This is a genomic window from Prevotella sp. P4-51 (assembly GCF_002251455.1).
GTDB lineage: Bacteria > Bacteroidota > Bacteroidia > Bacteroidales > Bacteroidaceae > Prevotella.
Genome location: NZ_NPJM01000065.1, coordinates 1 through 12393 on the forward strand (window position 1 = coordinate 1; position 12393 = coordinate 12393).

The 12393-nt window shown below is 56.3% G+C and carries 9 protein-coding genes; 7 read left to right on the forward strand and 2 right to left on the reverse strand.

The features are described from left to right. From CIK94_RS14670 to CIK94_RS11340, 7 genes are all read left to right on the forward strand, one after another. On the forward strand, positions 1-286 hold a 286-nt coding region (locus CIK94_RS14670), incomplete at its 5' end, for a hypothetical protein (RefSeq protein WP_216821942.1). Between the two features lie 436 nt (positions 287-722). Next, entirely contained in the window at positions 723-3047 is a 2325-nt protein-coding gene (gene topA / locus CIK94_RS11315) for a type I DNA topoisomerase (protein WP_094423084.1), read from the forward strand. Then, positions 3044-3577, forward strand: a complete 534-nt coding sequence (locus tag CIK94_RS11320) for a shikimate kinase (RefSeq protein ID WP_094387949.1) — start codon at positions 3044-3046, stop codon at positions 3575-3577. Before topA ends, CIK94_RS11320 begins: the two co-directional genes overlap by 4 nt. Further along, on the forward strand, positions 3574-5466 hold the full coding sequence (gene speA, locus CIK94_RS11325) for a biosynthetic arginine decarboxylase (protein WP_094387030.1): 1893 nt from the start codon (positions 3574-3576) through the stop codon (positions 5464-5466). The genes CIK94_RS11320 and speA overlap by 4 nt, the downstream gene beginning before the upstream one ends. After that, positions 5467-6252: an acetylglutamate kinase gene (gene argB / locus CIK94_RS11330; RefSeq protein ID WP_254046210.1), complete on the forward strand. Its 786-nt coding sequence runs from the start codon at positions 5467-5469 to the stop codon at positions 6250-6252. It begins immediately after the preceding gene. Between the two features lie 73 nt (positions 6253-6325). After that, positions 6326-6838, forward strand: coding sequence for an RNA polymerase sigma factor (locus CIK94_RS11335; RefSeq protein WP_094423085.1), 513 nt, complete (start codon positions 6326-6328; stop codon positions 6836-6838). Beyond that, on the forward strand, positions 6828-7319 hold the full coding sequence (locus CIK94_RS11340; RefSeq protein WP_094387948.1) for a pyruvate ferredoxin oxidoreductase: 492 nt from the start codon (positions 6828-6830) through the stop codon (positions 7317-7319). Before CIK94_RS11335 ends, CIK94_RS11340 begins: the two co-directional genes overlap by 11 nt. A 162-nt stretch (positions 7320-7481) precedes the next feature. Here the strand turns inward: CIK94_RS11340 and CIK94_RS11345 are convergent, their stop codons facing one another. Both CIK94_RS11345 and CIK94_RS11350 read right to left on the reverse strand, forming a co-directional pair. Next, positions 7482-10325: a C10 family peptidase gene (locus CIK94_RS11345; RefSeq protein ID WP_094423086.1), complete on the reverse strand. Its 2844-nt coding sequence runs from the start codon at positions 10323-10325 to the stop codon at positions 7482-7484. Positions 10326-10399: 74 nt separating this feature from the next. Then, complete coding sequence (locus tag CIK94_RS11350; protein ID WP_144008383.1) at positions 10400-12277, reverse strand: hypothetical protein; 1878 nt, start codon at positions 12275-12277, stop codon at positions 10400-10402. Positions 12278-12393: the final 116 nt, after the last annotated feature.

Genomic DNA, 12393 nt, shown 5'->3' on the forward strand with positions numbered 1-12393 from the left:
CCACCTCCCCATAGTCTCTTGTCACCTTCCCGCATCCTCCATCCACCTTCCCGCATCCTCTGCCCACCTCCCCACCTCCTCTACCCATCTTCCCTCAACTTCCGCCCACCTCCCCATAGTCTCTTGTCACCTTCCCGCATCCTCTACCCACCTTTCGCCACTCCCTATCCACCTTCCTCCAGAAGCTGATGACCTCGGCATCTGTGGAGGGTACCTTGGCGAGCGTGGAGGGCGTCCCGGTGAGCGTGGAGGGTACCTCTGCGAGAGCCGTGATGACCCTCGCTGACGCCGTAGATTTTTCCGTCGCGAAAGAGGTCGTTTTCCGCCGCGATTTTTGCCACCGCGGCGCGTCGGAGAGTATTGTCAAAACATCTGTAGGTCAAAGTGAAACCGAGTTCGTGGCGTGCAATGCAGAAATCGTGATGTGCAATACAGAAATCGGGTCGTGCAACGCGGAAATCATGGTTTGCAACGACCGTTTCAGCCCCTGAAATCAGTATGAAGTTCATCGCCGCGATTTTTGCCATGCCGACGGGGTAGGAGGAGGTCATCTCGCGCACCGCCGTCATGCCCTCGTTGCCTGTGCTGATAGTCGCCCAAGTGGGCTTTGTCATGGCGAGAAGCGCCGCAATCCTTAAAAAAATCAAAAAAACACCTATATAATAAGGTATAAGCGATTTTTTTGTCTACTTTTGCGCTTCAAATAACAAATATGATTTACTATGCACGAGAATTTGGTGATTGTAGAGAGCCCCGCAAAGGCTAAAACCATAGAGAAGTTTCTTGGCAAGGACTACAAGGTCATGTCAAGTTTCGGCCACATACGTGACCTGAAAAAGAAGACGCTCTCCATCAACGAGAAGACGATGGAGCCCGATTACGAGATACCTGAGGAGAAACGCAAGTTGGTGAGCGAGCTCAAGAAGCAGGTCAAGGAGGCACAGCGCGTGTGGTTGGCATCCGATGAAGACCGCGAGGGAGAGGCCATCAGTTGGCATCTGTGTGAGGTGTTGGGCCTGGACAAGGACAATACCAACCGCATCGTATTCCACGAGATTACCCCCAACGCCATCCTTGATGCCATCGAGCATCCCCGCCATCTCGACATGAACCTCGTCAATGCCCAGCAGGCACGCCGAGTGCTCGACCGACTCGTGGGATTCAAGCTCTCGCCCGTATTGTGGCGCAAGGTGAAGCCCGCATTGTCTGCCGGACGCGTGCAGAGCGTGGCTGTAAGACTCATCGTTGAGCGCGAGCGCGAGATACAGGCCTTCGTGAGCGAGCCCTACTATCGCGTGAGCGCCGTCTTCACCGTGCCCCAGGCCGAAGGCCACATCGCCGAGGTCAAAGCCGAACTCGACAAGCGCTTTGCCACCCGCGAAGAGGCCGTAGCATTCCTGGAGCGCTGCCGCAAGGCCCAGTTTACCGTCGGTTCGGTAAGCAAGAAGCCGCTCAAGCGTATGCCCGCACCTCCCTTCACTACCTCTACGCTGCAGCAGGAGGCCGCCCGCAAGCTGGGATATACCGTGACCCAGACCATGATGGTGGCGCAGCATCTCTACGAGAACGGACGAATCACCTACATGCGTACCGACAGCGTAAACCTGTCCAAGCTCGCTCTGGCAGCCAGCCGCGACGCCATCACCCAGCTCTGGGGAGCCGAGTACAGCCACACCCGCAACTTCCACACCCACAGCAAGGGTGCGCAGGAAGCCCACGAGGCCATACGTCCTACCTATATATCGGAGCAGACCATCGAGGGCACCGTGCAGGAGCGCCGTCTCTACGACCTGATATGGAAACGCACCGTGGCATCGCAGATGGCAGAGTCGGAGATAGAGAAGACGGTGGTGACGATAGACATCGACGGACAGGAGGAGAAGTTCATCGCCGACGGCGAGGTGGTTACCTTCGACGGATTCCTCAAGGTATATCACGAGTCTACCGACGACGAGAACCTGGACAATGAAGGCGGCAACACTCTGCCTGCCCTCTCTGCCGGAGACCTTCTGGAACGCAAGACCATCACATCGACAGAGAAATATTCACAAGGCCCCGTGAGATATACCGAGGCCAGCCTGGTCAAGAAGCTCGAAGAACTGGGCATAGGACGACCCTCTACCTACGCGCCGACCATCTCTACCATCCAGCAGCGCGAGTATGTGGTCAAGGGAGACAAGGCGGGCGAAGAGCGGCAGTACGTGACCGACACGCTGAGCGCCAGCCGCATCGTATCGAAGACCCGCACCGAGGTGGCAGGCAAGGAGAAGGGCAAGCTGCTGCCCACCGACATCGGTACCGTGGTCAACGACTTCCTGATGGAGCACTTCCCCGAGATTATGGACTACAACTTCACCGCCAAGGTGGAGAGCCAGTTTGACCAGATAGCCGAAGGACACGAAGAGTGGACCAGTATGATGCACAACTTCGACCACGACTTCGAGCCCACCGTGCGCAAGGTGATGAACGCCCGCTCGGAGCATAAGGCAGGTGAGCGCGAACTGGGTGTAGACCCTCTTTCCCATCGTCCGGTATTCGTCAAGATAGGACGCTTTGGCCCTGTAGTGCAGATAGGCAGCGCCGACGACGAGGTGAAGCCACGCTTTGCGCAGCTGCCGTCGGGCAAGAGCATCGAGACCATCACCCTCGACGAGGCTCTCGAGCTGTTCCGTCTGCCCCGCAATATCGGCGAGTACGAAGGAGACATCGTCACCATCGGCTCAGGTCGTTTCGGTCCCTACGTTCAGCATGACGGCAAGTATGTATCACTGCCTAAAGAGATGGATCCGATGACAGTAACGCTCGCCGATGCCATCAAGCTCATCGCCGAGAAGCGCGAGCAGGAGCGCCAGCGCCACATCAAGTCGTTTGAAGAAGATTCCACGATGCAGGTGCTCAATGGCCGCTTCGGTCCCTATATCACCTGCGACGGCAAAAACTATCGTCTGCCGAAGAGCCTGCATGAGCGCGCCGCCCAACTTACCTACGCCGAGTGCAAGGAAATCGTAGACAAAGCCCCCGAACCCAAAGCTCGCCGCAAGAAATGACCCCCACGCGTATTATTCTTATAGGATATATGGGCGCGGGCAAGACCACGCTTGGCAATGCGCTTGCCCGCGACATGGGGATGAGGTTCTACGACCTCGACTGGTATATCGAGAGCCGTATGCACCACACCGTCAAGGAAATCTTTGACGAGCGCGGCGAGGAAGGGTTCCGCCGCATCGAGCACAATATGCTCCACGAGGTGGCAGAGTTTGAGGACGTCATCATCAGTTGTGGTGGCGGCACTCCCTGCTTCTTCGACAACATGGACTACCTCAACCGCCAGGGCGCAACGGTCTATCTCAAGGCGTCGCCAGACGTGCTGTACAAGCATCTGAGCATGGGACACACCGTGAGACCATTGCTGCTCAACAAAACGCCCGAAGAGGTGCGCCAGTACATAACCCGCCAGCTCGCCGAGCGCGAACCCTACTACACCAAAGCCCACTATACCATCGACGTAAGCGTCATGGACGATTTTAAGAAGATACATTTTACCACCCAACAACTAAAAAACGAACTTGGAATATGAAGAAATGGAGCATCGAAGACTCTCGCGAGATGTATAACATCAAAGGCTGGGGAGCTTCTTACTTTGACATCAACGAGGAAGGCAACGTCAGCGTCTCTCCCTGTAAGGATGAAGCCCAGATAGACTTGCGCGAGATTGTAGATGAGCTGTCGCTGCGCGACGTGACGCCCCCGCTGCTGCTCAGATTCCCCGATATCCTCGACAACCGTATCGAGAAGACCGCCAACTGCTTCAAGCGGGCGGCAGAGGAGTATGAGTACAAGGCACAGAACTTTATTATCTATCCCATCAAGGTCAACCAGATGCAGCCGGTGGTCGAGGAAATCATCTCGCACGGCCGCAAGTTCAATCTGGGACTTGAGGCGGGTTCCAAGCCCGAGCTCCACGCCGTGATAGCCGTGCAGTGCCAGAGCGACTCGCTCATCATCTGCAACGGATACAAGGACCAGAGCTACATCGAGTTGGCTCTGCTGGCCCAGAAGATGGGAAAGCGCATCTTTATCGTTGTCGAGAAACTCAACGAGCTTGACATCATCGCCCGCGCAGCCAAGAAGCTCAACGTGAAGCCTAACCTGGGCATACGCATCAAGCTCGCATCGAGCGGTTCGGGCAAATGGGCCGAGAGCGGAGGCGATGCGTCGAAGTTCGGACTTACCAGTTCGGAGCTCCTCGACGCCCTGCGCATCCTTGATGAGAAGGGGCTGCACGACAGCCTTCGTCTTATCCACTTCCACATTGGCAGCCAGATTACCAAGATACGACGTATACAGACCGCGCTGCGTGAGGCGGCTCAGTTCTACATCAACCTACACAAGATGGGGTACAACGTGGACTTCGTCGACTGTGGCGGCGGACTGGGAGTGGACTACGACGGCACCCGCTCGGCCAACAGCGAGAGCTCGGTCAACTACTCTATCCAGGAGTATGTCAACGACTGTGTCTATACCTTCGTCGACGCAGCCAACAAGAACGACATAGCCCATCCCAACATCATCACCGAGAGCGGCCGGTCGCTCACGGCACACCACTCGGTACTGGTTATCGACGTGCTCGAGACCGCCAGCCTGCCCGAGATGCCCGAGGAGTTTGAGGCCAAGGACTCCGACCACCAGCTGGTCAAGGACCTCTACGAGATATGGGACAACCTCAACTCCAAGAATATGCTCGAAGACTGGCACGATGCCGAGCAGATACGCGACGAGGCCCTCGAGCTCTTCTCTCATGGCATTGTAGACCTCAAGACCCGTGCCGAGATTGAGAGCATGTACTGGAGCGTATGCCATGAAATCAATACGCTCTCCAAGCAGATGAAGCACGTGCCCGAAGAGCTGCGCAATATCGACAAACTGCTCGCCGACAAGTATTTCTGCAACTTCTCGCTGTTCCAGAGCCTCCCCGACTCGTGGGCCATCGACCAGCTGTTCCCCATAATGCCCATTCAGCGCCTTACCGAACGGCCTACGCGCAACGCAACCCTGCAGGATATCACCTGCGACTCGGATGGCAAGATAGCCAACTTCGTCAAGGAGGGCCACCTCTCTCATGTGCTGCCCCTCCATGCCTTGCGCCGCAACGAGCCTTATTACCTCGGCGTCTTCCTTGTGGGTGCCTATCAGGAGATACTCGGCGACATGCACAACCTCTTTGGCGACACCAACGCCGTGCACGTCAGCGTCAAGGACGGCCACTACCACATCGACCAGATTATCGATGGCGAGACCGTCGAGGAGGTGCTCGACTACGTGCAGTACAACCCGAAGAAGCTGGTGCGCCAGCTCGAGATTTGGGTGACCAAGAGCGTCAAGAACGGTAAAATCTCGCTCGAGGAGGGCAAGGAGTTCCTGTCCAACTATCGCTCTGGACTTTATGGATATACCTATCTGGAATAAATGATGAAAGCCAACAAAACAACAATAACGGTGGTCAAGGTCGGCGGTGCCGTGGTCGAAGACGCTACGGCGCTCAGCCGTCTGCTCACCGACTTTGCCGCCATCCCAGGCCGCAAGATTCTGGTGCATGGCGGCGGGCGTCGCGCTACCAAGGTGGCCGAGGCGCTGGGCATCAAGACGACTATGGTGGGCGGCCGACGCATCACCGACGCAGCCATGCTCGAAGTGGTCACGATGGTCTATGGCGGACTGGTCAACAAGAATATCGTGGCTGGACTGCAAGCCATAGGCGTCAATGCCATCGGCCTCACTGGCGCCGATGCCAATATCATCCGTGCCCATAAGCGTCCGGTCAAGGACGGCGTCGACTATGGCTTCGTAGGCGATGTCGATGCTGCCGACGGTCAGATGATAGCCCGGCTGGTCGAGTCGGGAGTCACCCCAGTGGTGGCGCCACTCACCCACGACGGCGAGGGCCATATCCTCAATACCAATGCCGACACCATCGCCAAGACGGTGGCTTGCGCGGTGGCCCGCGACTACGAGGTCACGCTCGTCTACGCCTTCGAGAAGCGCGGCGTGCTGAGCAACCCCGACGACGACAATAGCGTGATACCCACCATCACCCGCGCCGACTTCGATAGATACGTGGCCGATGGCGTGATAGCCGGTGGCATGATTCCCAAGGTAGAGAATGCGCTCGCAGCCATCGACGAGGGCGTCGCCAGGGTGGTCATCACCCAAGCCGATGCCATCGACGGCCAACAGGGAACAATTATCCGTTAAGTGTTAAAATCGAAAAAATATCCCCACAACTGTAACTTTAGTTTCCAACAAACGTCTTATTAATAGAGCAACGATGAAGATTATCAGTTTTCACGACGATATACTCCCCCTGAAGAATATGCTTTTCAGAGTGGCGCTCCGCATTACGCTTGACAAGGCCGAAGCGGAGGATATCGTGCAGGAAACGATGATTAAGGTGTGGAACAGGCGCGACACGTGGAGCGAGATAGAGTCTATAGAGGCTTTCTGTACTACCATCTGCAAGAACCTTGCGTTGGATTACATACGAAAGAGCTCCCACCTCAGCGATTCCACCCCCGATTTGCCGGAAGACAAGGCCGACAGCGCGTCGACTCCCGATGAGAGAGCGGCGCAAAGCGACAGAGTCGAGCTGGTTCATCGCTTGGTCAATGCTCTTCCCGACAAGCAGCGTATGTGTATGCAGCTGCGCGATTTTGAAGGGAAAACGTACAAGGAAATTGCTCGCATGATGGAGATAAGCGAGGAACAGGTCAAGGTGAATATCTTCCGAGCCCGCCAGACCATCAAGCAGAAATTTAATGATTTTGACAATTATGGACTATAACTATATCAAACAATTGCTGGAGCGCTACTGGGCGTGTGAGACTACGGTCGAAGAAGAAAGCATTCTCAAGGCTTTCTTCAGTCAGAAGTCTGTACCTGCCGAGCTGGCCAAGTACCAGGCACTCTTCGTCTACGAGGCCACCGAGCCCAAGACCGACGTGCTGGGCGACGACTTCGACGCCCGTATGCTCGCCATGACCGAAGAGCCCAAGCAGGTCAAGGCCCGCGTCATTACTATGACCCAGCGGTTGAGACCTCTCTTCAAGGCAGCTGCCGTGGTGGCCATCATCCTCACGTTGAGCAACGCCTTCCAGATGTCGTTTGACAACAATGGTCCTGTTATCGGCAGCGGAGCCACCAACTACAACCGCATCCAGCAGATGCACTCGGTGGCAAGAGCCGACTCGGCTGTGCTCGACACTATGCCGCAGTCCAATGTGCAGCCTTCCGAGGTCTGTACGACGCCGATTATGAAAAGATAATTTCTATGCTTTCTCTATAAAATCATGTTTAGTAAAACAAAAGAATGAAACTGTGAAGTTTCTATTTTCTCTCAAATTTTTCATAACATACTAACGTAGAAAAGGGATGCCGCTCACTAAGTGGCATCCCTTGTTTATTTGGGTTACTCGCAGGGTGGGCCTTTACAGACACACCTTGCGGGTTACGGTACCTCTATTGGTATAAACGCTCACGACATATACTCCATGGGGCAGGCTGTTCAGGTCGGCCTGGTTTGCCTTTCCGCTCCATACGGTGGCTCCGGCGGTCGAGGCTACGCTCAGCCTTACCACGCTGACGCCCTCGGCGGTGCTTACGCTTACCACGCCCTCGCGGCAGCTTATGGTTGCTCCCGCAGCCGAAGCCTCTGTTGTGATTTCATCCACTCCTGTGGCATCCACCACGCTTATTTCGCGGTAGTAGTTGGCCAGTCCGTCGGCACCCACATACGAGCCGCTCTCCGACTTATACTCCACCATAGGCATATAGGTGCCTACAGCCACGGTGGGGGTGTAGTTGAAGTTGAAGGTCACGTCATCACCGGCTTTTCCGTTGCTGATGCGCTTCATCAATACGAGTTCGCCGCCGGTATTGGTAAACTGGCGCAGACGCAGATAGACATAGTTGGAATAGTCTTTATTAAGGTGTACCACCAGTTGGCCGGCAGATTTCTTGCCGGGCGAGAGCACGTTGTCGAGCTTCATGCTCTTCACCTTAATCGCCAGTTCGCTGTTGGGGGCGATGGTGACAGTGGTCTTCACTTCGGGCTGGGCGATGGTGAGCGCCTTGCCGTTCTCGCCGACGGCTGTCACAGCGAGTGTATAGGTGCCGGCGTCGATGTTGAGATAGCGTCCCAGTGTGAAGGTCTTCTCTTCGCCCTGTTTGAAGGTATAGTCGGTCTGACGCAGCACGTAGCTATGCTCGGGGTCATTGACATCCTGCAGACGGGTTACCACGCCAGCCTTGCCCGCAGCGCCGAAGTTGCGCACCACAAAGCCCAGCATGAGCATATCGCCCTGCTTCAGGGTTTGGGCAGCGTCGTTTGTGGTCCATTCCATGCGCTGGGTGACGCCCAGGATGGGCTCTGAGGTCTTGTCGAGCACCTCTACCTCGGTGCGGCCTACGGCGCTGTCGTCAAAGGGATATGCCTCGTAGCCCTCGGCATAGGCTGTGACGGTGTAGCTGCCCGGTGTGGCAGTCTCTGGCAGAGTCACGAGCACCGAGGCGTTATAGTCGCTCTCCTCGTATACGCTTGCCGAAATCTTGCCGGTGATTACCTCCTCGGGGTTGGCTTTCGAGGTCATAGCCACCACCACCGATTTCAGTTGCATATCATCGCCGCCGTTGTGCAGCTTCACTCTGAAGAGCGCAGCTCCGCCGGCGTGTATCTCGTTGTTGCATGTGATTGGGGCGAGCAGTTTTACGCGTGGTGTCACGGCGTGAACCTCTCCCAGCACCACCTTGCCGCCCTCTACGGTCATGTCTACATATCTGGGGAAGCCCGTATAGTGGCGCACCACCTGCCATGTCTTGGCGCCTTTGGCCTTGTAGGCAAAGCGGATTTCGTATGCGCCGTCAGCCAGTCCGTCGGCTGTAGCGGTGATGTCGCGCATGGTCACATAGGCTGTTCCCGACTTGCTGCCAGCATAGCCTTTCACGTTGAGGCTTTCCTCCTTGAGCACCTTCTTGATGACGCCGTTCTGGGTGATGACAGCTGCCAGAGCACCGTCGAAGTCGTCGGTATCGAGGTTTTCGAGGATGGTCATCAGGCTGAACGAGTTGCCGCCATAGGGAGTGATAGAGAGTCTCACGCTGCCATAGAGGGGCAGCTCCACATCGCCTTCGCTCTCGGTGGCAGGCTGTATGCCCGTCACCATCTCCTGGTCGCGGTTGTAGCCACCGCTTCCACCGCCTTCGCCCAAGTCCGAGGGGTTCAGACGGTTTACGAGGAAGTAGCCGTTGCTGTCGCCATACCATCCCCAGTTGATGTGCACATAGCCGTTGTCATCATATCCGTCGCAGACAAAGGCGTGGCCACCCTGTCCGGCATCACTCGCACCGCCGTAGTAGACGGGGCGTCCGGCGTCCAGCTCAGCCTTGATGATATTCATCCACTCGGTGGTGCCGTAGTAGCTGCGCTTGCGCAGGGTGACGTGCTTGTCGTAGCCGAAATAGTTCTTCAGCGCGCCGGGCACCATCATGGGCGAGGCGCCACTGCCAGCCTTCTCGTATTCCATCTCTACAGCCACGCCGAAGTGGGCTGCCAGCTTAGCCACAGCGTCGCGCTGGGCGATAGAGAATATGCCGTTGCGCTTGTAGTAAGCCAGCATGTTGTCCCAGTCATAGGTGGTCTCGCCGAAGTTGGCAGAGAGTTCTATACCCTTCACGGTGCAGGTCTTCTCGCCTGTTCCGCGGGTGGGATATTTGTAGTAGCGCATAATCTGCGTAGCTGCCGTAGCCACACAGCCTGTGTAGTAGTGCACGGTCTTGCCTCCGTCGCTATAGGTGGGACACATGTCGTTGAAGGGTGCGTCCTGACCCCAGCGTATGTTGTCGAGTAGCGGAGCCACCACCACTTTGGCGCCGGCGCGTGCCGGGGTGTCGGCAGCCAGCGAGTCGTTGTGCCAGTAGGCTTCCACGTAGCGGGCGTAGAGTTCCATCCACGAGCGCAGGCTTGCAGGTGCGCCGTCGAGGGTGAAGCGGCCGCGGTCGGCATAGGCTATGACATTGGCAAAGCGGTCCTCGCCCGAGACGATGACAAAGCCCTCGTCATCGCCGGCATTGAACACGTAGTAGGGTTGTATCTCCTTGGCACCCGACTTTGCCACAGCCATGTGGCGCAGCACAGTCTTGGCAGAGGCGTTGGGGCGCTGTGTGATGAAGCTGCGTGCCATCTGCTCTGCCTGGGCTTGGGTGACGGGATTGGCCATCATGTGGCCCACGGTCACTGCTATGAGCAGGAAAAGAATGGATAATCTGCGTATCATTGGGATTAAATTTGAAAAAGGCAGTCCGTGCCTCTATGGGCGTGCGGACTACCTTTATTATTTATAGGGGGTTATTAAAGTGCCAGTTTGAATGACTTGTTGGCGGCGCGAACCACTACCACCTGGCGCTGGGCCACGCTCAGAGTGTTGGCGCCAGCCTTGCCATAGGTCTGGGCAATCAGACGGCCGGTGAGGTCGTACACGGCTATGCGGCCGGCTGTGGCGAGGCTTACGCTGATGGTGCCGTTGTCGGCCTTGACCACTACGTCGCCCTGGTTGTCCACGTTGTCGATGCCTACCGAACCACTCAGACTCACCTCTATCTTGTTGGACTCGTCAGAGTAAAGGTCGGCCAGCTCGCCGTCTACTACGGTCTGTCCGATGGCGTTCACGGTATAGCTGTATACGGTGTTGTCCTCGGGCGAGTCGATGGTGAAGTCGTAGTAGGTATCTTCGGTCTCGTTGACGCTTATCGCAGTGGTCACCTTAGCACCGGCAGGCATCTTCTGCTCCACGTTGATGGCGTCGAAGAATATCTTGTTGGTGGTGCCACCGTTCTCGTACGAGAACATGATGTACGATGTGGCTGCGCCCTTGGTAAACTCTACCTTGTAGTCGGCAAATCCCTTGTTGGTGGTCACGGTCTTGCTCTCCAGAGGTGTGCCCTCAAATCCGTCGACGTTGGGGTCGGTGTCATAGAGGCTCACGGTGACCTTGCTGCCTGAGGTGTATTGGCCATAGGCGCCCTCTGCCATGTTGAAGTTCACGGTGCAAGCGCCGTTGTCGGCTGTGAGGTCCAGTTTGGGTGTGGTCAGCGAACTTGTCTTGCTATAGGGCGACAGTACCATGTATCCCGAAGCCAGGGCAAAGTCTACTGCACTCCATCCGGGGGTCTTGGTATAGCTGTCAAAATCGCTCAGCAGTCCGAACTCCACTTTCTCCAGCGAGCCCATGGTCACCTTGGCAAAGTCATCGTCCAGCACCTTGACCGTGGTGGCTGCCTGCAGCGTCTTGGTCTTGGTCAGGTTCACGGCATATCTCTTCGCCTCAGCCACAGCCTCCCAGTTGGCTCTGAAGGAGGTGGCTGTCACGCCTGTGGCAGCGATGGCCTTGGGGGCGTCGATGCTCTTGAGCACGCGGATGACCTCGATTTCGTCAGAGTAGTCCGATACGTTGCCATTCTTGTTGCGGCCGCGCACGGTGTAGTAGTAGGTCTTGCTGGCGTCCAGTCCTTCCACCTTCTTCTCTACGGTGCTGGCGTAAGCAGACACTACCTTTACCACCTCGTCCTTGAGCACATACTCCTTGGAACCATTGTCGGCCTTGGAGTAGACATCGAGCAGATAGTCTTTATTGGTACGGTCGTGGGCCCACTTGGCGGTGAAGGACACGCCGTCGGCCTGTGAGGGCAGCTCGGGCACGGGTACAGCCACGATAGTGGGGCTGGTGACTGCCTTGATTTCGTCGATGAAGAAGCCTTCGAGCAGCGGGGTAATCTTTAATCTCGAGCTGGATGACACAGATCCTACATATAATGTCACGTCATGCCACTTGTTGTCGTTGAAGACCACCTGATTTTTGAAAGAGTAGCCCACAGCGAAGGTAATGGCTTCTCCGTAGTCGGCTGCGGCACGCACACGGGCTGTAATCTTAAGCACCTGGGTAGATACTGCTTTCTTCAGATTGCCAGTCTCGAGAGCTCCCGAACCGGCAACCTTGAGTTTGCCGCCGGCTTCATAGACCTTGGAACTGCTGCCGCTCCAACCCAGTTTATAGAGCTTGCCGCTGTAGCCGCCGATGTCGGTAGTGGCGGGAGCGTCTTCGCTACCCTCGGTGAAGGAGTCGAAGTTCTCGTCGATTACCACGGTCACATTGTCGTCCTGGCCCGATGCCGGAACTGCAAAGGCAAATGCTGAAAGGAGCATTGCCATCATGAGTAGTTTTTTTGTCATATCGTTCTGTTTTAGATTTGTTTCTTTCCTCATTATCCGTAAGTTTGCCCTCTCCGGGCAGTCTCTTTTCACTGTGGTGATGCCGAAGATGGCAGGAATTATCATTTTTGGTGGCG

Coding starts and splice junctions, on each gene's coding strand:
- topA (WP_094423084.1), top strand. CDS start 723: ATGCACGAGAATTTGGTGATTGTAGAGAGCCCCGCAAAGGCTAAAACC.
- CIK94_RS11320 (WP_094387949.1), top strand. CDS start 3,044: ATGACCCCCACGCGTATTATTCTTATAGGATATATGGGCGCGGGCAAG.
- speA (WP_094387030.1), top strand. CDS start 3,574: ATGAAGAAATGGAGCATCGAAGACTCTCGCGAGATGTATAACATCAAA.
- argB (WP_254046210.1), top strand. CDS start 5,467: ATGATGAAAGCCAACAAAACAACAATAACGGTGGTCAAGGTCGGCGGT.
- CIK94_RS11335 (WP_094423085.1), top strand. CDS start 6,326: ATGAAGATTATCAGTTTTCACGACGATATACTCCCCCTGAAGAATATG.
- CIK94_RS11340 (WP_094387948.1), top strand. CDS start 6,828: ATGGACTATAACTATATCAAACAATTGCTGGAGCGCTACTGGGCGTGT.
- CIK94_RS11345 (WP_094423086.1), bottom strand. CDS start 10,325: ATGATACGCAGATTATCCATTCTTTTCCTGCTCATAGCAGTGACCGTG.
- CIK94_RS11350 (WP_144008383.1), bottom strand. CDS start 12,277: ATGACAAAAAAACTACTCATGATGGCAATGCTCCTTTCAGCATTTGCC.